This window comes from Rhizobium sp. A37_96, from assembly GCF_053521765.1.
On sequence record NZ_JBNWDS010000013.1, the window covers coordinates 66394 to 92309 of the forward strand.

Here is a 25916-nt window from a genome sequence, read left to right on the forward strand (position 1 = left end):
CATCGCCACTTAGGCATAGATGGGGAGGATCAGCCCGGAGACCGAAAGGACGAAACCATGGAACGCATCACGATCGATATTGTCTCAGACGTCGTCTGCCCATGGTGCTATCTCGGCAAAGCCCGCCTGGAGCTGGCGATTGCGGAGGTGCAGGACGAAGTGGGTGTCGACCTCAACTGGCGCCCCTATCGTCTGAACCCGGACTATCCGCCCGAAGGCGTCGACCAGAAGAAGGCGCTGGAGCAGAAGCTCGGCGGCGCCGAGCGTGTGGCGCAGGGACACAAGATGCTGACCGATCTCGGCCGCGAAGTGGGCATCAAGTTCGATTTCGACGCCATCAAGATCGGCCCGAACACACTCGACGCCCATCGCCTGATCCACTGGGCCGTCACGGAAAGCCGCGAAAAGCAGGACAAGGTCGTCAACGCCCTCTTCAAGGCCAACTTCGAAGAGGGCCGCAATGTCGGCGACCACGCGGTTCTGCTCGATATCGCTGAAAATGCCGGGCTCGACCGCTCCGTCGTCGCCACACTGCTTGCCTCGGATGCCGACCGTGACCTCATCGTAGCCGAAATCGACGCCGCGCAGAAGATCGGCGTCACCGGCGTGCCCTTCTTCATCTTCGACCAGCAATATGCCGTCAGCGGCGCCCAGACCCCGGATGTGATCGCCGGCGCGCTGCGCGATATCGCCAAGATGAAGGCCGAGGCCCGAGCCGGGATGAATTGAGCGGCGTCAGCCGCTTCTGCGACAGCCGGCAGATGCTTTCCATTGCTTTCGGGCACGAGATATCCGTGAGCGCCGGAAGCGGCTGTGCATGGAATTCAGGCCCGGCCGCAAACCGAACGTTTCAAGGCACCGATCATCGGGAAGGGTCGCTGATCGGTGCTGCTCCCCTCAGGCCAGCCCTGCCAATGCGACTGCATCTTCCCCCGCCGGATAATGCAGTCGGTCTGAGCCATCGTTGACGGCGAGCCATATCGTCGCGGCCACGTCGCTTTCCTTTGTCGTGAGGGGTGGATTGGCAAACCCCGCAAAAATCGGCCGAGCGAAATCGAGATAGGCTTCGGGGATCAGGTCCATGACCGGAACATCGGTGTTTGCCGCAAACCGCGTCGTTGGCGCATAGCCGGGCTCCACGAGTTTCGCACGCACTCCGAAGGCGGCCAACTCATGGGCAAGCGACCCGGTAAAACCCTCAATGGCCTGCTTACTGGCAGTATAGGCCGCCGCCAGCGGCATCGATGCCAGCGTCACGCTGGACGTGACATTCACGATCACTCCGGACCGGCGCTCGCGCATCTGCGGAATAACTGCCTGGGTCATCGCCATCACGCCAAAGGTGTTGGTCTCGAATACCTTGCGCACATGCGACATCGACGTCGCCTCGAAGGCGCCGACGACGCCGATCCCCGCATTGTTCACCAGAACATCGATCGGCCCCGCCGCCTCGATCGCAGCCGCGATGCTCTGCGCACTGGTCACGTCCAATGGCAGGATGCGAACCGACTCGGGCAGCAGGTCTGTGCGGGGGGTGCGCATGGTGGCGATGACGGTCCAGCCTTGCGCGTGAAAATGCCGGGCGGTCTCCAGCCCGTAGCCGGACGAACAGCCGGTGATAAGGACAGTATTCATGTCGATCTCCTGTGATCTTCGTTGACGAGACCGATGTAACGGACATAATTAGGACTATCATCAATCATTCGTCCGAATTTCATTCGCAAAAGTCCAGAATGCCTGACCCGCTTACTGACGTGATCCAGCTCCTTCGACCTCGTGCCGTCTTCTCGAAGGAGATCAGCGGCGCCGGACGCTGGGCTGTGCGCTATGCCGAATTCGGCCAACCGGGTTTCTGCGCGGTGATTGAAGGACGATGCCGACTGGCGGTCGAAGGCGAAGCAGCGGTCGTTCTCGAAGAAGGTGACTTCGTCCTGCTGCCGGCCACGCCGGCCTTCACCATGTCCGGCTTCGAGCCCGCAACGGTTCTGAACATCGATCCGAAAACAGCACCGCCGCCCGCCGGGGAAATTCGCTATGGCCGACAACATGGGCCTGCCGACGTTCGACAGTTCGGCGGCTGGTTCTCGTTCGGTTCGCCCGATGCAGCCTTGCTGGTCTCGCTCCTGCCGCGGATGATCCACATTCGCGGGGTTCCGCGGCTGGCGCAGCTGGTGCATCTGGTCGGCGAGGAAGCAACTGGCGAAAATATCGGCCGCGACCTTATCCTTGAACGCTTCGCGGAAATCCTGCTCATCGAAGCGATGCGTGCCGCCCCTGCGCGAGAAGCGCAACCGGGTCTCCTGCGTGGGCTTGCCGACGCCCGGATTGCAGCCGCTCTGCGCGGCATGCACGGTGATATCGAGCGGGCCTGGACAATTCCGGAATTGGCAAGCGAGGCCGCCATGTCCCGTTCAGCCTTCTTCGATCGCTTCTTGCGCCTGGTCGGGCTCAGGCCCATGGAATATCTGCTGGCTTGGCGAATGGCCGTTGCGAAAAACCTGTTGCGCGACGGAAAGATGGCGCTCGATGAGGTGGCGATGCGGGTTGGCTATGGATCGGCCAGCACGTTCAGCACCGCCTTCAGTCGCCATGTCGGCTTGCCCCCGGGACGCTTCATGCGGCGCTCGAATATGCAACGTGAAGCCGCATCTACGCCATAGACAGCTGGCTGCGTTCCGCAAGGCGATTGCCGGGGGTATTCGAAGCTGGCAGCGGCGTGCTTGAAACCGAAAAAGAAACGGGGCTTTTGTCAGCCGAAAGAGCGCTGAAAGCCCGCCTCCCTATTTCGCGAGCTCCGCCAGCTGGGTCATGACCACGGCCGCGCCCTGCAGCCGCTTTTCCGGCGTCGGCAGATCGCGGGTCAGGAAGACACTGTGATCGGGGCGGATCTTGGCCATGGTGCCCTGCTTGGCGATGTAGCCGACGAGGTTGGCCGGGTTCGGGAATTCCTTGTTGCGGAACTGCACGACGACGCCCTTCGGGCCGGCATCCAGCTTCTCGACATTGGCAATGCGGCAGAGCGACTTGATGTAGACGATCTTGAGGAGATGCTGCACCTCGATCGGCAATGGGCCGAAACGATCGATCATTTCGGCGCCGAAACCGTCAATCTCCTTGATTTCGGTGATCTCGCCGAGGCGGCGATAGAGCGCCATGCGCAGGTGTAGATCCGGCACGTAATTGTCGGGGATCATGACCGGCGTGCCGACGGAGATCTGCGGCGACCAGCCGGTATCCTGGATCTCGTCGATGCCCTTGACCTCGGCGACGGCCTCCTCGAGCATCTGCTGGTAAAGCTCGAAACCGACTTCCTTGATATGGCCGGACTGTTCCTCGCCGAGCAGATTGCCGGCGCCGCGGATATCGAGGTCATGGCTGGCGAGCTGGAAGCCCGCACCGAGCGTATCCAGCGACTGCAGCACCTTGAGCCGACGCTCAGCCGTCGTCGTCAGCACCTTGTTGACCGGCAGCGTGAAGAGCGCGAAGGCGCGGACCTTGGAACGTCCGACGCGGCCACGGAGCTGATAGAGCTGCGCAAGGCCGAACATATCTGCCCGATGGACGATCAGCGTATTGGCTGTTGGCACGTCGAGGCCGGATTCGACGATGGTGGTCGAGAGGAGCACGTCATAGCGGCCTTCGTAGAAGGCATTCATGATGTCTTCCAGCTCGCCGGCCGGCATCTGGCCATGCGCGACGGCCACCTTCAGCTCCGGCACATCCGATTGCAGGAAGGCGTGGATATCGGCGAGATCGGCAAGGCGTGGACAGACATAGAAGCTCTGGCCGCCGCGATAATGCTCGCGCATCAGCGTTTCGCGGATCACGAGCGAATCGAACGGCGATATGAAGGTGCGCACCGCCATGCGGTCGACCGGCGGCGTGGTGATGAGCGACAGCTCGCGCACGCCCGTCATCGCCAGCTGCAGCGTGCGCGGGATCGGCGTCGCCGACAGCGTCAGCACATGCACGTCGCTCTTCAGCTCCTTCAGGCGCTCCTTGTGCTTGACGCCGAAATGCTGCTCCTCATCGATGACGAGCAGGCCGAGATTGGCGAATTGGATGCCAGCGCCGAGCAGCGCATGCGTACCGACGACGATATCGGTCTTGCCGTCGGCCACTTCCTTCTTGGTGAGGGCAAGCTCCTTGGAACCGACGAGGCGCGACGCCTGCTGCACCCGGATCGGCAGGCCGCGGAAGCGCTCGGAGAAGGTCTTGAAATGTTGGCGGGCGAGCAAGGTCGTCGGAACGACGACTGCGACCTGCACGCCGTTCATGGCGGCCACGAAAGCGGCGCGGAGCGCCACTTCCGTCTTGCCGAAGCCGACGTCGCCGCAGACGAGGCGGTCCATCGGCCGGCCGGCACCAAGATCCTCGCGCACCGCTTCGATGGCGTTCATCTGATCGTCGGTCTCGTCATAAGGGAAGCGAGCGGCAAACTCGTCATAGAGGCCATCCGGCGTGCTGAGTACCGGCGCATGCCGGGTCAGGCGCTCGGCTGCGACACGGATCAAGGCGCCGGCCATATCGAGCAGGCGCTTCTTGAGCTTGGCCTTGCGCATCTGCCAGGCGCCGCCGCCGAGCTTGTCGAGCTGCGCCTCGGTGCCCTCGCCGCCATAGCGCGACAGGAGATCGATGTTTTCGACCGGCAGGAACAGCTTGGCGTCGTCGGCATAGCGCAGCTCAAGGCACGCATGCGGTGCGCCGGCGGCCTCGATGGTCCTCAGCCCGACGAAGCGGCCGATACCATGCTCGGCATGAACGACGATCGAGCCCTCGTCCAGCCCCGCCACTTCCGAGATGAAGTCGGCGGCGCGCTTGCGGCGCTTGGAGCGGCGCACCATGCGGTCGCCGAGAATATCCTGTTCGCCGACGACGATAAGGTCGCCCGCTTCGAAACCCGCTTCCAGGCTGAGCACTGCCGCAGCCGCCTCGCCTTTCGCCAATCCGCCGAGATCCTTGAAAGCCTCGATCGTCTTGACGCGTGCCAGCCCATGCTCGGACAGCACCTGCAGGAGGCGGTCGAGCGAACCTTCCGTCCAGGCCGAGATCAGCACCTTGCCACCCGCGGCCCGCTTGTCGGCAATATGCTTGACGACGGCATCGAAGACGTTGACGCGCTCGCTGTCGGCGTTATCGGTCGCGGACCGCGCCCAGCGCGGCCCCTGCCGAGCATCAAGCTCGATCACGCGACGCGCCTCGCCTTCGTGCTCGTTGAATGGCGAGATGCGAATGGCGCCGAAGGCATCGAGCGCATTGCCGAAAGTCTTGCCGTCGAGATAGAGCTGGCCGGGCGTCACCGGCTTGTAGGGAGTGCCCTGCGCCATCTGACCCTTGGCGGGTTGGCCGGAATGCAGACGGGCGTCGTAATAGTCGAAGACGAGCTTGGAGCGCTCCTCGGCCGCCTCGCGCACGGTATGATCCGTCACCAGCCGGAAACCCTTGAGATAGTCGAATACCGTCTCCAGCTTCTCGTAGAAGAGCGGCAGCCAGTGCTCCATGCCGGCGTAGCGGCGCCCTTCGGAAACGGCGACATAGAGCGCGTCGTCGCGCGTGGCTGCCCCGAATGCCGAGAGATAGTTCTTGCGGAAGCGGCTGATCGTATCCGGCGTCAGCGTTACCTCGCTCATCGGATTGAGATCGAGCGAGCGTACCTGCCCCGTCGTGCGCTGGCTGGCCGGATCGAAGCTGCGGATACTTTCCAGCGTGTCACCGAAGAAATCCAGACGCACCGGCTCTTCCGTGCCCGGAACGAAGACGTCGAGAATGCCGCCGCGCACGGCAAATTCGCCGACTTCGCGCACCGTGGCTACACGATCGAAACCATTGCGCTCGAGGCGGCTGGCGATATCGTCCATGCGGATCTGGTTGCCGGGCCGGGCCGAGAACGCTAGGCTCTCGATAATGTCCTGCGGCGCGACTTTCTGCAGCATGGCATTGACGGTGACGAGCACAATGGCCGCATGTGGCTTGCGATGGTGCGCAATGAGACCCGACAATGCCGCCAGACGCCGGGCCGATGTGTCGGAACTCGGCGAAACGCGGTCATAGGGAAGGCAATCCCAGGCAGGCAGGGTAAGCACCGGTATTTCGGGCGCGATGAAGCCGAGCATCTGTTCGACATCGGCCATGTGCTGGCCGTCGGACATGACATAGGCGATCGGCTGGCCGGCCTTTGCCATCTCGGCAATCAGGAAGGGCTCCAGGCCGGCCGGGACATGACCGATCGTCATCGGCTCGCTTGCGGCGAGCAGCTTCTTCGCGTCGAAACCGGGGATCATTTCGTTAGTCCGAACCTTTCGGCGATCTCTTCGAAATCGGGCCTGTAGGACGCCAGGCGCTCAAAGAGAGGCGTCTGCAGATGCTGCGGCGTTGGCTGGCTACCGAGGATCCACCTGAGAAGATCATTGTCTTCCTCGGCCATGATGCGCTCCAGCTCATCGAGATCGGCCTCGGGGAGGCCCGGCAGCTCGTTGTCGGCAAACTGGCCGAAAACCAGATCCATCTCGCGAACGCCGCGATGCCAGCAGCGAAAAAGGATGCGCCGACGGCGGGGATCGAGATCGGCACTGCTGAGGGTGAGCCCAGTCATTGAAAACACCTTTATGTTGATGCGTCTCTATAAAACCAGCATCGAAAGGTGGGAACCGGTTTTTCAGAAAAAAGCGCCGGAAGCGCAATTTTCGGGGGAGTGTTGGCCTCAAGGACGTCGTGCCCGCCGCTGCCCCTTGCCAAACGCGCCCTGCCCGTCGCATTTTGCCGGCCATGCGTCCCGCCATCCTCGATCCGTTGTTCGCCTCCATATCCTCGCTGCCCGGCGTCGGGCCGAAGGTGTCCGAGCTGCTGGTAAAGCTGCTCGACCGCGAGACGATCGACGACTGCCGCGTCATCGACCTCATTTTCCACGCGCCGCACTCGATCATCGACCGGCGCGAACAGCCCGGTATCGCCAGAGCGCCGCAGGGGGCCATCGTCACCATTACCGGTCGCGTCGACCGGCATCAGCCGCCCCCCGCGCGCAGCAACATTCCCTACCGCGTCTATCTGCATGACGAAACCGGCGAGCTTGCGCTGGTCTTTTTCCGCGGCAAGGCGCAATGGCTCGAAAAGCAGCTGCCGGTCGATGAGACCGTTACGGTCAGCGGCAAGGTCGATTGGTTCAACGGCCGCCCCTCCATGGTGCACCCGGACTATATCATGCGCGAAAGCGAGGCGGAAAACCTGCCGCTGGTCGAACCGGTCTACCCGTTGACCGCCGGGCTCTCGCCGAAATTCCTGCGCAAGACCATCGAGGCGGCATTGCCGCGCATCCCGCAACTGCCCGAGTGGGACGATCCGGCGCTTGCCCAGAAGCAGGGCTTTCCCACGATCTCCGATGCCTTCCATATGCTGCACGCGCCAAGGGATGCGGCCGATATCGACCCGCAAGCGCCGGCACGCCGGCGGCTTGCCTATGACGAGTTCCTGGCGGGGCAGCTCTCCCTATCTCTCGTGCGCCAAAGACTGCGCAAGGTGGCTGGAAAGCCCGTACATGCGACTGGAGAAATCAGCCGCAAGATACTGGAATCCCTTCCCTTCTCCATGACGAACAGCCAGCGTGACGCGGTTGCCGATATCCTCAAGGATATGGCGGGCACGGAGCGCATGCTCCGGCTGCTGCAGGGTGATGTCGGCGCCGGCAAGACGCTGGTTGCGCTGATGGCGATCGCCGCCGTGATCGAAAGCGGCGGCCAGGCGGTGCTGATGGCGCCGACTGAAATTCTTGCCCGCCAGCATTATGCTACAATCTCGAAACTCGCAGCAAATGCAAACCTTTCCGTCGAAGTTCTCACGGGGCGCACCAAGGGACGCGAGCGGGATGCGATCCTGGAGCGCATAGCCTCCGGCGAGGCGCAGATCATCATCGGCACGCATGCCTTGTTTCAAGACAGCGTCGCCTATGCCAATCTCATGTTGGCTGTCGTCGACGAGCAGCATCGCTTCGGCGTCCACCAGCGCCTGCGCCTGACCGCCAAGGGTATCTCGCCGCATATGCTCGTCATGACTGCAACGCCTATCCCGCGCACGCTGGTATTGGCCGCTTTCGGTGACATGGACGTTTCCAAGCTCACCGAGAAGCCGGCCGGGCGCAAACCGATCCAGACGATCACCATTCCAAACGAGCGAACGGGCGATATCGTCGGCCGGCTGAGAAGTGCGCTTTCCGAAGGCAAGAAAGCCTATTGGATATGCCCGCTTGTGGAGGAATCCGAAGAATCTGATTTAATGTCGGTCGAGGAGCGTCATGAGACGCTGACCAAGGCGCTGGGTCCGGGCATCGGTCTCATTCATGGCCGAATGAGCGGGCCGGAAAAAGATGCCGTGATGATGGCTTTCAAGAACGGCGAGATCCGCCTGCTGGTCGCCACGACCGTTGTCGAGGTGGGCGTCGACGTACCTGACGCGACCATCATGGTCATAGAACACGCGGAGCGTTTTGGCCTGGCTCAGCTGCATCAGCTGCGCGGACGTGTCGGTCGCGGCGACGAAGCCTCCACCTGTATCCTGCTCTACAAAGGGCCGCTCGGCGAAACCGGTCACGCACGGCTATCGATCATGCGTGATACCGAGGACGGCTTCCGTATCGCCGAAGAAGATCTGAAGCTGCGCGGCGAAGGCGAGCTTCTCGGAACGCGCCAGTCCGGCACGCCCGGCTTCCGCATCGCCAGCCTCGAGGCCCATGCCGACCTTCTGGAAATCGCCCGCAAGGATGCCGCCTATCTCATCGAGCGCGATCCGGAGCTGACCGGCGAGCGCGGCATGGCGGTGCGCACCCTGCTCTATCTCTTCCGCCGCGACGAAGCGATCCGGTTCCTTCGGGCGGGATGAACGGATGGGCGCGGTGCCGCGCCCATCCCTGTTTCGCGGTCTTACTTCGCGGCGAGGCCGGGAATGGTAACCTGGAATACCTGGAACATGGTATCGACGTCGGCCCCGCCATCGCCCTTATAGGCAGCGCCGACCTGATAGCCGTCCTGGGTCAGGAAGTCGTTGTCGTTGGCGATGAACAGGAAGTAATCGTCCGGCAGCTTCGGATCCTGCACGCTGGCGAGCGACATCGCCTCCCACTTTTCAGAGAGATTGTTGCGGTCGTTCGGAGCGCCATTGTGGAGGCCGAAGCGGGCCAGATCGGCACTGTCGTTGATGTCGATGAACTGGCTGACCGCGGCCGGCTTCACTGTCGGATCGAGAACGCCCTTGGGCGCGACCGCTTTGTCGGCATCGAACTGTCCGCCGGCAATGTCGGTGGCGGCGGAGACGTCGACCGCGACGATGCTGCGGTAGAGTGACTTGTCACCCTTCATGCCGTAACCATTGTTGCTGTCGCGCGCGAGCATCAGGAAAGTCTGCGGCGAGAGCGCATAGATTTCGCTCTGGGCGGCGACCGCTGTCTTGCCCTTGGCGTCGGTGAAGACCGGCAGCGGCACGACATATTCGTGGACCAGCTTCAGGTTCGCCGGATCGGCCGCGTCATAGACCAGTGCGCGGGTGTTCTGGCGCGTCGAGCCGGAATCGCCGCCGTCCTGACGGGTTGCGGACTGCAGCACGGCGATCAGGAACTTGCCGTCCGGGGTAAGCGACATGCCTTCCAGACCCTGATTGTTCTGCCGGCCGCTGGTCGGATCTTTCGGATCCGGGGCGGATTCGCCGGGGCCGGGATTGTTGGAAGCGAAGTTGACGACACCGTTGCGCATCGGCAGCAGCGCGGCCGGCGGCGGCGTTGCGGACATCATGCGGCCATCGGCAGCGAAGCGGTAGATATAGGGGCCGTATTCATCGCTGATGAACATCGTGCCGTCGGGCAGACGAGCGACGGCTTCGGTATCGAGCGAGATCTTGCCGTTCGGCGCCTGGGGCAGCAGCGGCATGGCGCCTTCCGGATGGCGGGTGCCATCGGCGGGATCGAGACCGGTGGTGTCGGCACCCTTGTCGTCCTTCAGCAGCAGGGTATCGGCGAGCTTGGCATCGACGCCCGACTGTTCCTTGCCGGCTTCCGGCGCCGCACCGGGCGCGACCGGGCTCAAGGTAACGTCGATCGTGTTCAGGCGCGGGCGATAGTCCGTGGTGCCGACCGCATTGTAGCCACGGTCCGGCAGCAGCCATAGCGAGCCCTTATAGGTGCCGTCGGCGTTGCGAACCCAGTTTTTCGTATCGATCGACATGCCGGAGCCGGAACCGAAGGTTTCGCCGAACTTGTCGCGCAGGTTGGAAGGGATGCGCCCCACGGCGACGCGGCCCTTGTTGACGAGCGTCACGCCCTGGACCGTTACGGAACTATCCGCGAACGCCATCATCGGCGCGGTAAAAACACATGTGGCGAGCGCGGCCGAAAGCAGCGGCAAGCTCCTGAAACGCATATTTTTCAAGGCAATATCCTCCTGATGAAAACCGGTGCGAAGACAACGGCATTCATCTCCAGCGGATAAAGCACCGCAACAAAGGCACTGTCCGGTGCTGACGCTCCGCACATGCTGCTGATGAGATAATCCCGATGCCTGTCCCAGGGACGGTCTAAGACGTCAACATGATACGCACATGACAGCTCGCGCATGACGCGAGGATCGCAGCCGACGACCGGACTTATTCTAGGAGAGCGATTTTTCTAGGAGAGCGATTTCATGGGAACCGGCGGACGCAGGCTTTTTGTCGCGACCAGCTCCTCCCTGTATTCAGGCGCGACAAGGCCGCCGGAAATCAGCAGCTTGGCGCCATCCTCCGGGCTCATGTCGAGGACGGTGATTTTCTCGCGCGGGACGAAAACCAGAAAGCCAGCCGTCGGTACAGGAGTGGGCGGCAGGAAGACCGCCACCATGTCCTGCCCCAGCGCGTTGAACTTCGAGGCGATCTCGCCCTTGGCATCCGTGGAGACGAACACGATCGACCACAGGCCGGGGCTCGGATATTCGATGAGCCCGACCTTCTTGAACGAGGTGCCCTGCTCCTTCAACACGGTTTCGAAGATCTGCTTGACGCTCTTGTAGATGGTCCGCACCAGAGGAACGCGATTGACGATCGACTCGCCGAAACGGACGATGCTCTGGCCAATGAGGTTCTTGGCCAGGAAGCCGACGATCGTGATGAAGATCATCGCGATCAGCAGGCCCGTGCCGGGAACGGCAAAATTCAAATAGCTCTCGGGATCGTAGCGCGCCGGAATATAGGGCCGTACCCAGCTGTCGGCCCAATGGACGACGGACCAGGTCAGCCAGAGCGTGATGGCTATCGGAGCGCAGATAATCAGGCCGGCCAGGAAATTATTTCTGATCCGCGTGGTTACGGATATCTTGATGAGTTTCTCAGTCATTCGCCGCTCGAAAACTCCGTTCCGTCGCTACCGCTACCCGGCAAATCCTCCCCACCATCTCCACTCAAGAAACGTGCCAGAAATCGGCCCTGCATACAACCCGCCAGCCGCGTCGCCGTGCCGAACTGAGGCCCGGCTCACGACGACGTGACGACAAAGGCTCTACAGCGGGGTGTTCTATTCCACCGTCACCGATTTGGCGAGGTTGCGCGGCTGATCGACGTCCGTGCCCATGAAGACAGCGGTATGATAGGCAAGCAACTGAATCGGCAACGAAAAGATGATCGGTGCGATGATCTCGTCGACAACGGGCAAGGTAATCGTCGCCATGGTCGGCAATGTCGAGGCGGCTGCGCCCAATTCGTCGGTGATGAAGATGATTCGGCCGCCGCGCGCCGCCACTTCCTGCATGTTGGAAACGGTCTTGTCGAAGAAGCGGTCGTGCGGGGCGATGACGATGACCGGCATGTTCTCATCGATCAGCGCAATCGGCCCATGCTTCAATTCGCCGGCCGCATAGCCCTCGGCATGGATATAGGAGATTTCCTTCAGCTTCAGCGCGCCTTCCATGGCAAGCGGGAAGCTGGTGCCGCGGCCGAGATAGAGCACGTCCTTGAACTTCGAAATCTCGCGCGACAGGCTTTCCATCTGCGGCTGGATGATGTTCAGGACATTCGCCATGATGCGCGGCATCTCGACGAGATGGCGCACCAAGTCTTCCTCGTCCTTGGTGCTGACGGTACCGCGGGCAACACCCGCTCCAATCGCCAGAGATGCGAGCACGGCGAGCTGGCAAGTGAACGCCTTCGTCGAGGCAACGCCGATTTCAGGACCGGCCAGGATCGGAAACACCGCGTCGGATTCGCGCGCGATGGTCGATTCCTTGACGTTGACCACGGCGCCGATTTTCAGGCCGTTGTCCTTGCAGTAGCGCAGCGACGCCAGCGTGTCAGCGGTCTCGCCGGACTGCGAGATGAACAGCGCCGCCTGCGACGGCGACAAAGGCATCTCGCGGTAACGGAATTCGGAGGCAACGTCGATTTCCACCGGCAGGCGCGCATAGCGCTCAAACCAGTATTTCCCGACCAAACCGGCAAGATAGGCCGTGCCGCAGGCCGAGATCGCGAGGCCGGAAACGCTGCCGAAGTCGATGGACGAAACGTCCGGGCGCACACGATGGCTGGCGAAATCGACGTAGTGGCTGAGCGCATGGGAGATGACCTCCGGCTGCTCGTAGATTTCCTTTTCCATGAAGTGGCGATGGTTGCCCTTGTCGACCACATAGGCGGTTGCCTGGGAAATCTGGCGCGGACGGCTCACTTCCTTGCCGTTGAAGTCGAGAATGGTCACGCCGTCATGCGTGACGATAGCGCAATCGCCATCGACGAGATAGGTGATTTCGTTGGTGAACGGCGCAAGCGCGATGGCATCGGAGCCGAGGAACATCTCGCCCTTTCCGTACCCGACGGCAAGCGGTGGGCCGGAGCGTGCGGCCATCAGCGTGCCGGGATCGTTCTGGAACATCACGGCCAAGGCATAGGCGCCAGTGACGCGGTTGAGCATCTTCAGCATCGCCGCGCGCGGATCCAGCCCTTCGCGGACGTAGTTTGCAAGCAGATGCGCCACCACTTCCGTGTCCGTCTGCGAAACGAATACCTTGCCTTCGGCTTTCAGCTCCTCGCGCAGTTCGGAGAAGTTCTCGATGATGCCGTTATGGACGACGGCAACGCCTTCGACGAAATGCGGATGGGCGTTCGTTTCATTCGGAACACCGTGGGTTGCCCAGCGCGTGTGGGCAATGCCTGTCGTGCCGGGCAGCGGATCCGACTCCAGCCGCTTTTCCAGATTGAACAGCTTTCCTTCGGCGCGGCGGCGATCCATCACGCCGTCATGGATCGTCGCGACCCCTGCCGAATCATAGCCGCGGTATTCGAGACGCCGCAGCGCGTCCACCAGACGGTCCGCCACCGGCTTCGTTCCGACGATCCCAACAATGCCGCACATACAATTCTCCGTCTGGCCTCAGATATGAGGGCAAGTCCTAATCATTCCTGCAGTTTTCTCAATTGCCGTAACGGTCACTTTCGATTTCCGACCGTTACGTCAGTCGCGCAAGGGTTTAGTGGCCGCCCTTCTTCGCAGCCTTGATGGCGAGAGCCCTTTCACGGATCACCTTGGCGCGCTCCGGCTTGATCTCCTGGCGTGCGCGGCCCAAAGCCAGCGCATCGGCGGGAACGTCATCGGTGATGACGCTGCCGGAGGCGATATAGGCGCCATCGCCAATGCGGATGGGGGCCACCAGCGAGGAATTGGAGCCGATGAAGGCATGGGCGCCGATATGCGTCTCGTGCTTGTTGACGCCATCATAGTTGCAGGTGATCGTGCCCGCACCGATATTGCTGCCTGGGCCGATCGTCGCGTCGCCGATATAGGTCAGGTGATTGACCTTGGCGCCCTCGCCGATCTTGCCATTCTTGACCTCGCAGAAATTGCCGACCTTCGCATCGCTGGCAAGATCGGCGCCCGGACGCAGCCGCGCAAATGGCCCGACCGTCGCTCCGGCGCCGACATGCGCGCCCTCGATATGCGAGAAGGCATGGATGACCGCGCCTCCCTCGATCACCGCGCCGGGGCCGAAGACGACGTTCGGTTCGATCAGCGCATCCTGGCCGATCACGGTGTCATAGGCCAGGAACACGGTCTCCGGCGCGACCATGGTCACGCCCGACAGCATCAGCTCATGCCGGCGGCGCTCCTGCCAGAGGCGCTCGATGAAGGCGAGTTCGGCGCGGTTGTTGCAGCCGGTCATTTCGACTTCCGGCGCATCGACGGCCACCGCGCGGCCGCCCAGCGAACGGGCGATCTCGACGAGATCGGTGAGATAGTATTCGCCCTTGGCGTTGCTGTTGCCGATGCGATCGAGAAGATCCAGCGCCTTGCGGCCGTTGATCGCCATCAGGCCGCTGTTGCACCAGGTTATCGCCAGCTCGGCATCGGTCGCGTCCTTCGCCTCGCGGATGGCAATCAGCTCTCCGTCCTTGACCAGCAGCCGGCCATAGGCATTCGGATTGTCGGTGTGAAAGCCGATGACGACGACGTCATTGCCGTCGGCCAGCCCCTGGCGGGCAGCCCGAAGCGGCGCATCGGTCAGCAGAGGCACGTCTCCGTAGGCTACGATGATGTCGTCATAGCCTCGCGCAATCGCCTCGCGCGCTGCCAAGACAGCGTGGCCGGTCCCCAGGCGCTCCTTCTGCAGGTAGGACTCGACGGCAATGCCGCCGATTGCCGCTGCCGCACTGACATCATCCGCGTTGCGCCCGACGACCAGAGCCGCGGCCGAGATATCGGTCTTGGCGATCGCCTCCATGACATGCGCGATCATCGGCCGGCCGGCGATCGGATGCAGGACCTTCGACACAGACGACTTCATGCGGGTACTGTCGCCGGCGGCGAGGATGATGGCGAGGCAGGTACGTTCCATTTCAAGCTCCGAGAAATACGGTCAGGCGCCGCCCGTGACCGGCGCAATCCCCTCATAGCAACAAGTCGAACTATGAACCACGGCGAAATTAGAGATAAGCGTCAGGCATCTGCAAGGGCCGCAAAAGCTTCCAGCACATGCTGACGCCCATCGATGATGACAAATTCCATGGCCTTGTGCGCCGCCAAGCCGTCATGCGCGGCAATCGCATCGACGATCGCCATATGCGTGTCCGCGATATTGCTGAAGCCGTTGCTTGCCGGCGGGGCGCTCATGCGAAACATGCCGACGAGGGCGGCCTCGATAAGCCCGCCGAGCGACCGCATGAATGGGTTTTGCGATGCCTCGGTGATGGCAAGATGGAAATGCAGATCCGCGATGGCAAGACTATCCGACGTATGATGCGATGCGGACATGGAAGCCGCCAGTCGCTTCAGCAGATCAATGTCCTCGCGACTGGCGCGCTCCGCGACAAGGCTGGCCGCAAAGGGCTCGAACGCCATGCGTATGTCATAAAGGTGGAGAAGAAACTCCCTGTTGACCCCGCTTTCGAAGTGCCAGTTGAGCACTTCGTTATCGAACATGTTCCAGTGGATCTTTTCGGTGACGCGCGTCCCGACCCGCGCCCGCGGCACGACCAGCCCTTTGGCGGCCAAAGTCTTCATGCTTTCACGCAGAACGGTGCGGGATACCTTGAAGCGTTGCAGCAGTTCGCTGTCGCCCGGAAGAATGCTGCCAATCGGAAATATGCCCGATACGATCGCCTTGCCTAGCTCATCGACGACCTGAGCATGGCTCGTGCGTGGCTTTCCCTCGGATTTTCTGGTCTCAAGCAATCGGCCACGCAAGCACTCCGTCCTTCCCTCAGACATATCGTCCGTTCAAACGGGAAATCGGCAGAGGGCTCTTCTGCATCAGAATAAACGCAAACAGCGATAAGCCGATCAACATCTTCGCGCACCAGTTGGAAAGCTCCACCGACGATGATGTAGGTCTGAATCAAGCCCTGTATGAAAATTCCGATGAGCGCTCCTCCGACGAACCCCGCTCCTCCCATCAGCAGTGTTCCGCCCAAAACCAAAGCAGCAGTCGCATCGAGTTCGATAGCGGCCGTGGCAAGCGATTATCCGGTAAATATATAGATCGAAAAAACGATTCCGGATAGACCGGCGATGTCTCTCCCCCCGAGGGCCACCTCCTTGGCCTCGGTCGAAAAAATCATATAGTAGCATTTTATCTAAATCATCATTTAACCTGCCAGAATACATGCATCCTTGAGGAAATATTGAAGGTGCTTCTGCGCTTGGACGTTTCCGTGTTCCGCGGCTTTCCGATACCAAAACAACGCCTGACACATGTCCTTTTCGACCCCAAAGCCACCGGCATACGCATTCGCAAGATTCACTTCCGCCGATGGAGCGCCCTGCGCTGCCGATTTCCGAAACCAGTCCAAAGCGCAAGTATAGTCTACCAGCCTGTTGAGGCCGAGAAAGCACATTGTACCAAGACCATTTTGCCCTCCTGGGTCACCTTGATCTGCAGCCTTTTGAAACAGAATTGCCGCTTTCGAATAATCTTTGACCCCATCCTCCGTCAGGTAGATGAAGCCCAAATTGGATTGAGCAACGGGGTTACCAGCGTCGGATGCTTTTTCAAGCCAAGCGATAGCTAGGTCTATATCCCGAGGAACGCCAAGGCCCCATTGATATCGAGTGCTCAAATTTACTTCTGCGTGGACATTTCCTTGTTCCGCCGCCTTACGATACAACTCAGTGGCTTGCGCATCATCTTTGGCAACACCCCGACCATTGGCGTACATTGCCCCTAATGTGGTTTGCGCATCAGATAGGCCTTGCTCTGCCGCCTTTCGATACCAGTTCTGGGCCGCATCGAAGTTTTGCGCCACACCATGGCCGGTTTCGTAGAGAAGCCCCAAGCCATATTCAGCTTGAGCATCTCCATTTTCAGCCAAGGGTTGCCAATATTTCAGGGCGCGCTCGTAATTTCCAGCATAGTACATATCCCGCCCTTCGTCGGCACATGCGGTCGTCTGAAATAGAGCCATAACCGTTGATATTGCGATCAAATATCTGACACGCATAGCAATACCCAACTTTATAGGTGAGTTAGCAATTACGCTGGCAGCGTACTCATTCTTTCACGCGTTTTCACCTTTTAATTGATCTGCCCCACTGGGCAGACCAACTTGGTGACGCATAGAAAAAGGGGCGCCGTGGGCGCCCCTTGTCTACCTCAGTCTATTCGGATGCCTTACTTCGAAGCCGGCAGCTTGTCGTCGACGCCTTCGATGTAGAAGTTCATGCCGAGCAGCGTGCCGTCGTCGGCCTTTTCGCCAGCCTTCAGCCAGGGCGTGCCGTCCTGCTTGTTGATCGGGCCGGTGAAGGGTGCGAGTTCACCGGACTTGATCTTGGCTTCGGTCTCTTCAGCCATCTTCTTCACGTCGTCAGGCATGTTGGTGTAATCGGCCATCTTCAGGATGCCATCCTTCAGGCCGTCCCAGCTCTGCTCGGACTTCCAGGTGCCGTCGAGCAGCGCATGCACGCGCTTGGAGTAGTAGTTGCCCCAGGTGTCGACGATTGCCGTCAGCTGCGCCTTCGGTCCAGCCTTGATCATGTCGGAAGCCTGGCCGAACGCATGGATGCCGCGCTCCTCAGCCACCTGCATCGGTGCGGTCGTGTCGGTGTGCTGCGTCAGCACATCGACGCCCTGGTCGACCATGGCCTTGGCGGCGTCGGCTTCCTTGCCTGGGTCGAACCAGGTGTTCACCCAGACGACCTTGAGCTTGAAGCTCGGGTCGATCGAACGGGCGCCCTGTTCGAAGGCGTTGATGCCCATGACAACTTCCGGAATCGGGAAGGATGCAATGTAGGCGGCACCGTGGTTCTTCGACGTCTTGGCGGCGATCTGGCCCAGGATGTAACGGCCTTCATAGAAGCGCGAATTGTAGGTCGCGAGATTCGGGCCGCTCTTGAAGCCGGTCGCATGCTCGAACTTCACCTTCGGGAATTTCTCGGCAACCTTGACGGTCGCGTCCATGAAGCCGAACGAGGTGGAGAAGATCAGCGAGCAGCCGGAGCGGGCGAGACGCTCGATAGCGCGCTCGGCATCCGGGCCTTCCGGCACGTTTTCGAGATAAGGCGTCTCGATCTTGTTGCCGAATTCCTTCTGGATCTGCTGGCGGCCGAGATCGTGTGCCTGCGAATAGCCGCCGTCCGTGTGCGAGCCGACATAAACGAAGCAGACCTTGGTCGGTGCCGCTTCGGCTGCAGCGGCGAAACCAACGATGGCAGCGGCTGTCGTGGCGAGTGCAAGTGCTAGTTTCTTCATGGTTACCCCTGTTGGTTTGACACTATGAAATCCGTCCGGTTCTTGTTCTTAACGCTCCGGAACGAAGGCCTTGCCGAGCGACGCTGGCGTGTTGATCAAGGTCGCGCGGCGATTTTGAGAGATGATGACGAGAACCACAATAGTCGATGCATAGGGCAGCATCGACAGGAACTGCGAGGGAATGCCGATGCCGAATCCCTGCGCGTGAAACTGCAGGATCGTCACGGCGCCGAAGAGATAGCCGCCGGCCATGACGCGCATCGGCCGCCAGGACGCGAAGACGACGAGCGCCAGCGTCACCCAGCCGCGGCCGGCAGACATGTTCTCGACCCATTGCGGCGTGTAGACGAGCGACAATTGCGCGCCGGCGAGCCCAGCGCAGGCGCCGCCGAACATGACGGCGAGATAGCGCGTGCGGATGACGTCGATGCCCAATGCGTGGGCCGAGCCATGGCTGTCACCCACGGCGCGCAGCTTAAGGCCCGCGCGGCTGCGGAAGAGGAACCAGTTGACCCCGATGAGCAGCGCGATCGAGAGATAGAACGTCAAGTCCTGCTTGAAAAGAACCGACCCGATCAGCGGAATATCCGACAGAAACGGGAAGACGATCTCGTGCAGCTGCACGCCCGGCACGCTGACATAGCCCTCGCCGATCATGCCGGACAAGCCGAGGCCGAGGATGGTCAGCGCCAGGCCCGTGGCGACCTGGTTCGTGACCAGCGTCAGGGTGAGGAACCCGAACAGCAGCGAAAACAACGCGCCCGCAATGATGCCCGTCACCAGGCCGACATAGGGCGACCCGCTTATCTGCGCCCCGACGAAAGCGGCGACAGCGCCGATGATCATCATGCCTTCGACGCCGAGATTGAGCACGCCGGAGCGCTCCACCACCAGCTCGCCGAGGCCGGCGATGACGAGCGGGGTCGATGCCGTGATGATGGTGAGGAGGACTGCTTCAAAGACGCTCATGCGGCACCTCCCCGAACCCGCGACCAGACGAGCCGGACCTTGTAGTAGATCAGCGTGTCGCAGGAGAGCACGAAAAACAGCAGCAATCCCTGGAAGACGCTCGCCGCCTTGGCGGAAATGCCGGGCGACAATTGCGCGGCCTCGCCGCCGAGATAGGTCAGCGCCAGCACGAGGCCGGAAAGGATGGCCCCAAGCGGATTGAGGCGCGCAAGGAAGGCGACGATGATGGCGGTGAAGCCGTAGCCCGGAGAAATCGCCGGCTGCAGATGGCCGATGGAGCCGGAGACTTCCGATATGCCGGCAAGACCCGCCAGCGCGCCGGAGAAGAGGAAGGCGAACCAGACCATTTTCCGCGAGGAGAACCCGGCAAAGCGCCCTGCTCGCCCAGACTGGCCGAGCACGGTTATCTCAAAGCCTTTCAGCGTGTACTTCATTAGGAACCAGGCGAGGATCGCCGCGATCACGGCAAAGACGATGCCCCAATGCGCGCGGCCGGAATCTTCCCATATAGCCGGCAGGACGGCCTCCGGCGGGAAGTCGATGCTCTGCGGAAAATTGTGGCCCTGTGGATCGCGCCACGGCCCGCGCGACAGCCAATCCAGGAAGAGCTGCGCGATATAGACCAGCATGAGGCTGGTCAGGATCTCGTTGGTATTGAAGTGCGCCTTCAGCAAGGCCGGAATGGCGGCATAGAGCGCGCCGCCGATGGCGCCGGCAACGAGCATCAAAGGCAGCACCATCGGCGAGTGCCAATCGGTGAAGATGATCGGGATGTAGGATCCGGCTACCGCGCCCATGGTGAACTGGCCTTCCGCGCCGATATTCCAGTTGTTGGAGCGGTAACAGAGGCATAGGCCAACGGCGATCAGGATCAGCGGGCCGGCCTTGATCGCCAGTTCGTGCAGCGACCAGACCTCCAGCAAAGGCTCGACGAAGAAGGCATCGAGCGCCTCGACGGGATCCTTGCCCATGATGGCGAACATGATGGTGCCGGCGATCAACGCCAGGACGAGGGCAAGCAGCGGCGACAACAAGCCGAACAGCTTCGAGACCTGCGGGCGCTTTTCGAGTTCAATGCGCATGTGCAGGCTCCGAATGCGTCTTGGATTCATTCAGGCCGCCCATCAGCAGGCCGATCTTTTCGCGGGTCAGCTCGCCGGCGGGATAGGACGCCGACAGGCGCCCTTCCGAAATGACGGCAATGTCTGTCGCGACTTCGAAAATCTCATCGAGATCCTGGCTGATGACGAGCACGGCCGAGCCGTCGCGGGCGAGATCGACCAGAGCCTGGCGGATGCGGCTGGCAGCGCCCGCATCCACGCCCCAGGTCGGCTGATTGACGACGAGAACGCGTGGCTGCCGATCCAGTTCGCGGCCGACGATGAATTTTTGCAGATTGCCGCCGGAAAGCGCACTGGCGGCCGGGTCCTCGCCGCTCTTGCGCACATCCATGGCCGCGCAGATCCGCTTCGTCGCCTGCTTGACCGCGCCGTGCCTGATGACATTGAGGAAGCCGCCACCCAGGAACGCCTTGCGATCCGACTGGTTGCGGGCAAGCACGAGATTGTCCGACAACTTCAATGCCGATACGGCAGCGTGGCCGTGACGCTCTTCCGGCACGAAACCGGCACCCAGCAACCGGCGCGCATTGATGCCCTTGGTGCCAACTGCCTTGCCGCGCACCTGGATCAGATCGTCCGACGCCACGGTGTATTCTCCTGAAATGACATCGAACAACTCGCCCTGGCCATTTCCGGCGACACCGGCGATCGCCAGGACTTCCCCGGCGCGCACGCGCAAGGAAACATCCTTCAGCGACATGGCGAAGGGAGTACGGGCCGGCGCCGAAAGACCGGCGACTTCCAGGAGAATGTCTCCCTTCTTGCCAAGGCCTTCATGCTGCACGCTCGCAACATCGCTGCCGACCATCATGCGGGCGAGCGATCCGGTCGTTTCCTGCCGCGGATCGCAGGCACCCGTCACCTTGCCATGGCGCAGCACGGTGGCGCGCGAACAGATGCGCTGCACTTCCTCCAGCCGGTGGCTGATGTAGAGTACGGAACGCCCCTCATCCCTCAGCTGGAACAGCGTTTCGAAGAGACGATCGGCCTCCTGCGGCGTTAGAACGGAGGTCGGCTCATCGAGAATAATGAGCTTCGGGTTCTGCAGAAGCGCGCGAACGATTTCGATGCGCTGCCGTTCGCCAACGGAAAGATCGGCGACATGCGCGTTCGGGTCGAGCGGCAGGCCATAGGCATGCGAAAGCTTTGCGGCTTCCTCGGAAATTTTCGCAAGCGGGATATTGCTGTCGAGCGAGAGCGCTATATTTTCGGCGACAGTCAGCGCTTCGAACAAGGAAAAATGCTGGAATACCATGCCGATGCCGAGCTTGCGCGCGGTGCCCGGCGAGTCGATCGACACGGGCTGCCCCTTCCAGACGATCTGCCCATGCGACGGCTCGAGCACGCCGAACAGCATCTTCACGAGCGTGGATTTGCCAGCACCATTCTCGCCCAAAAGAGCGTGAATTTCGCCTGACTGGATTTCAAGATCGATTTCGTTGCAGGCTGCAAAACTGCCAAACAGTTTCGTCAGTTTGCGAACCGACAATAGTGCACCGGCTGCCGGCGCATCGGATGACGACACGTTCCCCTCATTTCCTTCCCACCGTCCTGCCCTTTACGGATCTATGGGATCAGTAGTGTAGTTCCACTCGTTTTCCTGGCTTCCAGATCCGCGTGCGCGCGCCCTGCATCGCTCAACGGATAAGTCTGATGAATATTGATACGCACTTTGTTGCTTTGCACAACAGCAAATAATGCGCCGGCGCTGGCTCTCAACTCTTCTGGTGTGCCGACATAGGCGAAAAGGCTCGGACGCGTCGTGAAAAGCGAACCCTTCTGGTTGAGGATGGCCAGGCTGAAATTCTCGATCGGGCCGGACGATTGACCGAAGGTCACCCACATGCCGCGCGGCTTCAGGCAATCGAGCGAGTGCGGAAAGGTATCCTTGCCGACCGAGTCGTAGACGACATCCACGCCCTTGCCGCCGGTAATCTCGCGGACGCGATCGGCAAAGCTGCCCTTGCTATAATCGATGACGTGGTCGTAGCCATGCGCCAATGCCAGCTCCACCTTCTCAGGCGAGCCTGCCGTTCCGATCACCGTGGCAGCACCGAGCGCCCTGGCCCATTGGCCGGCAATCAGGCCGACGCCGCCGGCAGCCGCATGAAACAGCAAGGTCGTTCCGGGGCCGACCTTGAAGGTGCGGTTCAGCAGATATTCGGCCGTCATTCCCTTCAGCATCATCGATGCCGCAGTCTCGAGTGGGATATCGTCCGGCACCTTGACCAGATGGCGGATATCGATGTTGCGCTCGACGCTATAGGCGCCGTCGCTGCCGACATAGGCGACGCGGTCGCCCACGGCAAAATCGGTCACGCCAGGGCCGACTTCGGTGATCGTACCTGCAGCCTCCTTGCCGAGCGGCAATGGAAACTGCGGCGCCTTGTAAAGCCCGGAGCGGAAATAGACGTCTATGAAGTTGAGGCCGATCGCAGCATGGCGGATCTGCACCTCGCCGGCGCCCGGAGGCGGCAGATCCACCTCCTCCAGCTTCATGACATCGGGACCGCCATTTTCATGTATGCGGATGACCTTGGTCTTCTTCATGACGCTCGATCCTCATTGACGCCCGAGAGACGGGAAGAACTGCAGCACGGCGCCGATGCAATAGAGATAAATACCACTGACGATGAAGAGAACAACGGCCCATTGCGGCATAACGAAATGCATCAGCAGCGAATAGATGCCGAGCGCCGACCAGAAGAGAAATATGCCGAGGTTCAGCGGCCGCAAGCGCTTGACCCGCACGGGATGCAGGAAATTGATCGGCAGGAAGGTCAAGACGACGGAAACACCGACGAGAACCATGGCCGTCGTTGCGCTGGCGTCGATGACGAAGAGCGTGAAGATCACCATGTTCCAGACGACCGGGAAACCGGAGAAGAAATATTCATCGGTCTTCATGCCGGTATCCGCGTAATAGATGGCGCTGGAAACCACGATCATGCCGGCCGCGACGAACGACCACGGCTCGCCGATCATGCCGCTTTCATAGAGCGCAAAAGCCGGCAGGAGCACGTAGGTCACGTAATCGATGATGTTGTCGAGCGTATCGCCCGACCAGTTGGGCAGGACTTCCTTGACGCGAACCTTGCGGGCGATCGGCCCGTCGATGCCATCGACCAGCAGCGCCAGGCCAAGCCACCAGAACATATCGACAAACCGATGCTCGGATGCCGCAACCACCCCAAGAAAGGCGAGAAACGATCCGGATGCCGTCAATATATGAACGGAGAAGGCACGCATCTCCGCATAAGGCACCCGCTTGTAATTGAAGATTTTCATCCGCCCCGTGACTCGCCTGCTTATGCGCCTGCCCCGGCAGGCGGTTTTTCGCTAATATGCATCCTTTGGTTTGCACCGCCAGCACAAAAGCTTCGATCCGGTCACGCTAGCGCGACTTGCTGTCATTTTCACCCGTTGCGATGTTTCATCCCATGGATTTCAACAGGCTAAGCGCCTATTTTCAGAACCAGAGGCAATTGAGGCATCGATATGAAGCAGATTGAAGTGGCCGTTATCGGCGGTGGCCTGGCCGGCATGACTACGGCTTTCGCGCTCGCGCGCGGCGGAAGATCCGTCGCCCTTGTCGCCGCGCCGCATAACAAAGCCGACAAGCGGACGACGGCGTTGATGGACCAATCGATCCGCTTTCTGGAACGCCTGACATTGTGGGACAGGATCGCGCCTTCGGCGGCTGCGCTGACCACGATGCGCATCATCGACGGCACTTCGCGGCTGTTGCGGGCGCCCACCGTCTCTTTCAGATCGTCGGAAATCGGCCTGGAGGCCTTCGGCTACAACATTCCGAACGCCGTATTGCTCGATAGCCTCAGCCAGGCCATCGAATCGGAAGGCAATATCACCCGCATCGAGGCCACAGCGTCCGAAATAGTCTTCCGCGACGACGGCGTATCGATCAGCCTCGACAACGGCGATTCGATCGATGCCGAATTCGTCGTCGGCGCCGACGGGCGCAATTCGATGGTGCGCGAGACGCTGGGGATCAAGGTGAAGGGCTGGTCCTATCCGCAATCGGCCATGGTGCTGAATTTTGCGCACAGCTTGCCGCATCAGAACATTTCCACGGAATTTCATACGGAAAGCGGACCGTTTACCCAGGTTCCCCTGCCTGGGAGACGCTCCAGCCTCGTCTGGGTCCAGAAGCCGGCGGATGCCGCCGCCAATGCCGAGAAGTCGCTCGAAGAGCTTGGCAGATTGGTCGAGGAGCGCATGCAATCGATGCTCGGTCAGGTAACCGTGGAGGATAGCGTGCAGGTCTGGCCGCTTTCCGGCATGACGGCTCATCGCTTTGGCAAGGGCCGTGCTGCGCTGATCGGCGAAGCAGCGCATGTGTTTCCGCCGATCGGCGCACAGGGCCTCAATCTGAGCCTGCGCGATATACTGGCGCTGTCGGAGATACTCTGCTCACGTCCGGATCAACCGATTCCGGCGACATCAGGCGACAGCTTCGACCGCAAGAGGCGCGCCGATATCGTCAGCCGCACGGCAAGCGTCGATCTCCTCAATCGCTCCCTGCTGTCGGACTTCTTGCCAGTACAGATGCTGCGGGCTGCGGGCCTGCATGTGCTTTCCGCCATCGCTCCGCTCCGCAATCTCGTCATGCGCGAGGGCATCGAGCCCGGCGGCAGCCTGCGCAATTTTCCGTCGATATTACGGGAAAAGCTGCGCCGGTAAGACGCCCGATTTTATGACATAAAGAACAAGCGAAACCGTCACCACGGAACAGGCCGTGGTGATCAGGATGGTGGCGGAGGCTCGTTCCTGCCAGACGCCATATTGCTGGCCGATGACGAAGACATTCGTCGCTGTCGGCAGCGCTGCCAGCAATACGGCCGCCTCGATCCATATGGGATCGAAACCGCCGACAAACTGCAGAACAGCATAGACGACGAGCGGATGCAGGATGAGCTTTGCCGGCACGATATAGCCGATCTCGACTGGAATTCGTTTCAGCGGGCGCAAGGCAAGCGTCACGCCCATGGCAAATAATGCACATGGTGCAGCCGCTTGCGCGAGATAATTAATAAACCGCTCGAAGGCGACCGGTTGATTGAGCGAAAACGCCGCCACGAGGAAACCGAGAGCGGTCGACAGGATGAAGGGGTGCAACAGCACTTTGCGGGCGATATCCGCGGCAAGCCGCAACGGCGAACGCCTGTCTCCGCCTTCCAGCGCCATCAAGGCCGGCGCGACGATGAAATGCAGCGCATTTTCGAAGCAAACGATCAGCGCTACGGGAACGGCAGCCCTCTCGCCCAGTGCCAATAGCGCCAGGCCCGGCCCCATATAGCCTATATTGCCATAGGCGCCGGCAAAGGCCTGGATCGTGCTATCCGCCAAAGAGTTGCGACGCAGGAAACGGCCGGCCAGAAACAGCAGCAGGAAGATCGAATAGGTCGCGGCGATATCCGTGGCGATAAAATCGATCCGCGTCAGCTGTTCGATCGGTGTCTGGGAGACGAGCTTGAAGAACAGTGCCGGCAATGCGGCATAGATGATGAATGTATTGAGCCAGCCCAGCGCCTCCGCCGGCTGCCTGGTGATGCGGGCCGCGACATAGCCGATGAGGATCAGGCCGAAGAACGGCAGCAGCAGACCGACGATATCAGCCATGGGGGTCAGCCAT

Annotated in this window: 20 protein-coding genes and 1 pseudogene; 4 read left to right on the top strand and 17 right to left on the bottom strand. The window is 61.1% G+C overall.

The features are described from left to right. The first annotated feature begins 57 nt into the window (after positions 1 to 57). The gene (locus ACQZ6J_RS25620) at positions 58 to 729 is read left to right on the top strand and encodes a DsbA family oxidoreductase (RefSeq protein WP_163985807.1); all 672 of its coding nucleotides are present in this window, start codon (positions 58 to 60) and stop codon (positions 727 to 729) included. Between the two features lie 168 nt (positions 730 to 897). Here the strand turns inward: ACQZ6J_RS25620 and ACQZ6J_RS25625 are convergent, their stop codons facing one another. Further along, positions 898 to 1635 (bottom strand): SDR family oxidoreductase, encoded by a 738-nt coding sequence (locus tag ACQZ6J_RS25625; protein ID WP_449086186.1) that lies wholly within the window; start codon positions 1633 to 1635, stop codon positions 898 to 900. 98 nt (positions 1636 to 1733) lie between these two features. Here ACQZ6J_RS25625 and ACQZ6J_RS25630 point away from each other — a divergent pair, with 98 nt between their 5' ends. Next, positions 1734 to 2660 (top strand): AraC family transcriptional regulator, encoded by a 927-nt coding sequence (locus tag ACQZ6J_RS25630; protein WP_449086187.1) that lies wholly within the window; start codon positions 1734 to 1736, stop codon positions 2658 to 2660. Positions 2661 to 2780: 120 nt separating this feature from the next. Here ACQZ6J_RS25630 and mfd read toward each other — a convergent pair whose 3' ends face one another. Both mfd and ACQZ6J_RS25640 read right to left on the bottom strand, forming a co-directional pair. After that, complete coding sequence (gene mfd, locus ACQZ6J_RS25635; RefSeq protein WP_449086188.1) at positions 2781 to 6281, bottom strand: transcription-repair coupling factor; 3501 nt, start codon at positions 6279 to 6281, stop codon at positions 2781 to 2783. Continuing rightward, positions 6278 to 6592: an FAD assembly factor SdhE gene (locus ACQZ6J_RS25640; RefSeq protein ID WP_163985811.1), complete on the bottom strand. Its 315-nt coding sequence runs from the start codon at positions 6590 to 6592 to the stop codon at positions 6278 to 6280. Before ACQZ6J_RS25640 ends, mfd begins: the two co-directional genes overlap by 4 nt. A 173-nt stretch (positions 6593 to 6765) precedes the next feature. Between ACQZ6J_RS25640 and recG the strand changes: the two genes are divergently transcribed. Continuing rightward, positions 6766 to 8868, top strand: a complete 2103-nt coding sequence (recG, locus tag ACQZ6J_RS25645; RefSeq protein ID WP_449086189.1) for an ATP-dependent DNA helicase RecG — start codon at positions 6766 to 6768, stop codon at positions 8866 to 8868. Positions 8869 to 8909: 41 nt separating this feature from the next. Here the strand turns inward: recG and ACQZ6J_RS25650 are convergent, their stop codons facing one another. The 13 genes and pseudogenes from ACQZ6J_RS25650 to pcsA form a co-directional block, all read right to left on the bottom strand. Further along, positions 8910 to 10406, bottom strand: coding sequence for an esterase-like activity of phytase family protein (locus ACQZ6J_RS25650; protein WP_449086190.1), 1497 nt, complete (start codon positions 10404 to 10406; stop codon positions 8910 to 8912). A 236-nt stretch (positions 10407 to 10642) separates the two neighbouring features. Next, positions 10643 to 11344 (bottom strand): DUF502 domain-containing protein, encoded by a 702-nt coding sequence (locus ACQZ6J_RS25655; RefSeq protein WP_163985814.1) that lies wholly within the window; start codon positions 11342 to 11344, stop codon positions 10643 to 10645. Positions 11345 to 11521: 177 nt separating this feature from the next. After that, a complete protein-coding gene (glmS, locus tag ACQZ6J_RS25660; RefSeq protein ID WP_449086191.1) occupies positions 11522 to 13348 on the bottom strand; it encodes a glutamine--fructose-6-phosphate transaminase (isomerizing) in 1827 nt (608 codons plus the stop codon). A gap of 115 nt (positions 13349 to 13463) precedes the next feature. After that, positions 13464 to 14825, bottom strand: coding sequence for a bifunctional UDP-N-acetylglucosamine diphosphorylase/glucosamine-1-phosphate N-acetyltransferase GlmU (glmU, locus tag ACQZ6J_RS25665; protein WP_449086192.1), 1362 nt, complete (start codon positions 14823 to 14825; stop codon positions 13464 to 13466). Between the two features lie 101 nt (positions 14826 to 14926). Then, positions 14927 to 15673 (bottom strand): FadR/GntR family transcriptional regulator, encoded by a 747-nt coding sequence (locus ACQZ6J_RS25670; RefSeq protein WP_163985817.1) that lies wholly within the window; start codon positions 15671 to 15673, stop codon positions 14927 to 14929. 16 nt (positions 15674 to 15689) lie between these two features. Then, positions 15690 to 15999 (bottom strand): annotated as a pseudogene (locus ACQZ6J_RS25675) (sugar ABC transporter permease YjfF); the annotation flags it as partial. A gap of 75 nt (positions 16000 to 16074) precedes the next feature. Further along, positions 16075 to 16926, bottom strand: a complete 852-nt coding sequence (locus tag ACQZ6J_RS25680; RefSeq protein ID WP_449086193.1) for a tetratricopeptide repeat protein — start codon at positions 16924 to 16926, stop codon at positions 16075 to 16077. Between the two features lie 170 nt (positions 16927 to 17096). After that, positions 17097 to 18173 (bottom strand): BMP family ABC transporter substrate-binding protein, encoded by a 1077-nt coding sequence (locus ACQZ6J_RS25685; RefSeq protein WP_163985819.1) that lies wholly within the window; start codon positions 18171 to 18173, stop codon positions 17097 to 17099. Between the two features lie 48 nt (positions 18174 to 18221). Further along, positions 18222 to 19142, bottom strand: coding sequence for an ABC transporter permease (locus ACQZ6J_RS25690; protein ID WP_112796172.1), 921 nt, complete (start codon positions 19140 to 19142; stop codon positions 18222 to 18224). Then, positions 19139 to 20224 (bottom strand): ABC transporter permease, encoded by a 1086-nt coding sequence (locus ACQZ6J_RS25695; RefSeq protein WP_449086194.1) that lies wholly within the window; start codon positions 20222 to 20224, stop codon positions 19139 to 19141. The genes ACQZ6J_RS25690 and ACQZ6J_RS25695 overlap by 4 nt, the downstream gene beginning before the upstream one ends. Continuing rightward, complete coding sequence (locus tag ACQZ6J_RS25700; protein WP_449086195.1) at positions 20214 to 21788, bottom strand: ABC transporter ATP-binding protein; 1575 nt, start codon at positions 21786 to 21788, stop codon at positions 20214 to 20216. Before ACQZ6J_RS25700 ends, ACQZ6J_RS25695 begins: the two co-directional genes overlap by 11 nt. A 41-nt stretch (positions 21789 to 21829) precedes the next feature. Further along, positions 21830 to 22813 carry a quinone oxidoreductase family protein gene (locus tag ACQZ6J_RS25705; protein WP_449086196.1) on the bottom strand — a complete coding sequence of 328 codons (984 nt, stop codon included), beginning with the start codon at positions 22811 to 22813 and terminating at the stop codon, positions 21830 to 21832. A gap of 12 nt (positions 22814 to 22825) precedes the next feature. Next, positions 22826 to 23551 carry a phosphatidylcholine synthase gene (pcsA, locus tag ACQZ6J_RS25710; protein ID WP_163985824.1) on the bottom strand — a complete coding sequence of 242 codons (726 nt, stop codon included), beginning with the start codon at positions 23549 to 23551 and terminating at the stop codon, positions 22826 to 22828. A 210-nt stretch (positions 23552 to 23761) separates the two neighbouring features. Between pcsA and ACQZ6J_RS25715 the strand changes: the two genes are divergently transcribed. Beyond that, positions 23762 to 24964, top strand: coding sequence for a UbiH/UbiF family hydroxylase (locus ACQZ6J_RS25715; RefSeq protein WP_449086197.1), 1203 nt, complete (start codon positions 23762 to 23764; stop codon positions 24962 to 24964). Here the strand turns inward: ACQZ6J_RS25715 and ACQZ6J_RS25720 are convergent. Continuing rightward, a complete protein-coding gene (locus tag ACQZ6J_RS25720; protein WP_449086198.1) occupies positions 24941 to 25903 on the bottom strand; it encodes an AEC family transporter in 963 nt (320 codons plus the stop codon). The two genes, ACQZ6J_RS25715 and ACQZ6J_RS25720, sit on opposite strands and share 24 nt — an antisense overlap. Positions 25904 to 25916 lie beyond the last annotated feature (13 nt).

What these genes read in the sequence shown, in the direction of transcription:
- ACQZ6J_RS25620 (WP_163985807.1), top strand. Translation starts at nt 58, where the DNA reads ATGGAACGCATCACGATCGATATTGTCTCAGACGTCGTCTGCCCATGG.
- ACQZ6J_RS25715 (WP_449086197.1), top strand. Translation starts at nt 23,762, where the DNA reads ATGAAGCAGATTGAAGTGGCCGTTATCGGCGGTGGCCTGGCCGGCATG.
- recG (WP_449086189.1), top strand. Translation starts at nt 6,766, where the DNA reads ATGCGTCCCGCCATCCTCGATCCGTTGTTCGCCTCCATATCCTCGCTG.
- ACQZ6J_RS25705 (WP_449086196.1), bottom strand. Translation starts at nt 22,813, where the DNA reads ATGAAGAAGACCAAGGTCATCCGCATACATGAAAATGGCGGTCCCGAT.
- ACQZ6J_RS25695 (WP_449086194.1), bottom strand. Translation starts at nt 20,224, where the DNA reads ATGCGCATTGAACTCGAAAAGCGCCCGCAGGTCTCGAAGCTGTTCGGC.
- ACQZ6J_RS25680 (WP_449086193.1), bottom strand. Translation starts at nt 16,926, where the DNA reads ATGCGTGTCAGATATTTGATCGCAATATCAACGGTTATGGCTCTATTT.
- ACQZ6J_RS25640 (WP_163985811.1), bottom strand. Translation starts at nt 6,592, where the DNA reads ATGACTGGGCTCACCCTCAGCAGTGCCGATCTCGATCCCCGCCGTCGG.
- ACQZ6J_RS25630 (WP_449086187.1), top strand. Translation starts at nt 1,734, where the DNA reads ATGCCTGACCCGCTTACTGACGTGATCCAGCTCCTTCGACCTCGTGCC.
- pcsA (WP_163985824.1), bottom strand. Translation starts at nt 23,551, where the DNA reads ATGAAAATCTTCAATTACAAGCGGGTGCCTTATGCGGAGATGCGTGCC.
- ACQZ6J_RS25625 (WP_449086186.1), bottom strand. Translation starts at nt 1,635, where the DNA reads ATGAATACTGTCCTTATCACCGGCTGTTCGTCCGGCTACGGGCTGGAG.
- glmU (WP_449086192.1), bottom strand. Translation starts at nt 14,825, where the DNA reads ATGGAACGTACCTGCCTCGCCATCATCCTCGCCGCCGGCGACAGTACC.
- mfd (WP_449086188.1), bottom strand. Translation starts at nt 6,281, where the DNA reads ATGATCCCCGGTTTCGACGCGAAGAAGCTGCTCGCCGCAAGCGAGCCG.
- ACQZ6J_RS25685 (WP_163985819.1), bottom strand. Translation starts at nt 18,173, where the DNA reads ATGAAGAAACTAGCACTTGCACTCGCCACGACAGCCGCTGCCATCGTT.
- ACQZ6J_RS25720 (WP_449086198.1), bottom strand. Translation starts at nt 25,903, where the DNA reads ATGGCTGATATCGTCGGTCTGCTGCTGCCGTTCTTCGGCCTGATCCTC.
- ACQZ6J_RS25655 (WP_163985814.1), bottom strand. Translation starts at nt 11,344, where the DNA reads ATGACTGAGAAACTCATCAAGATATCCGTAACCACGCGGATCAGAAAT.
- glmS (WP_449086191.1), bottom strand. Translation starts at nt 13,348, where the DNA reads ATGTGCGGCATTGTTGGGATCGTCGGAACGAAGCCGGTGGCGGACCGT.
- ACQZ6J_RS25690 (WP_112796172.1), bottom strand. Translation starts at nt 19,142, where the DNA reads ATGAGCGTCTTTGAAGCAGTCCTCCTCACCATCATCACGGCATCGACC.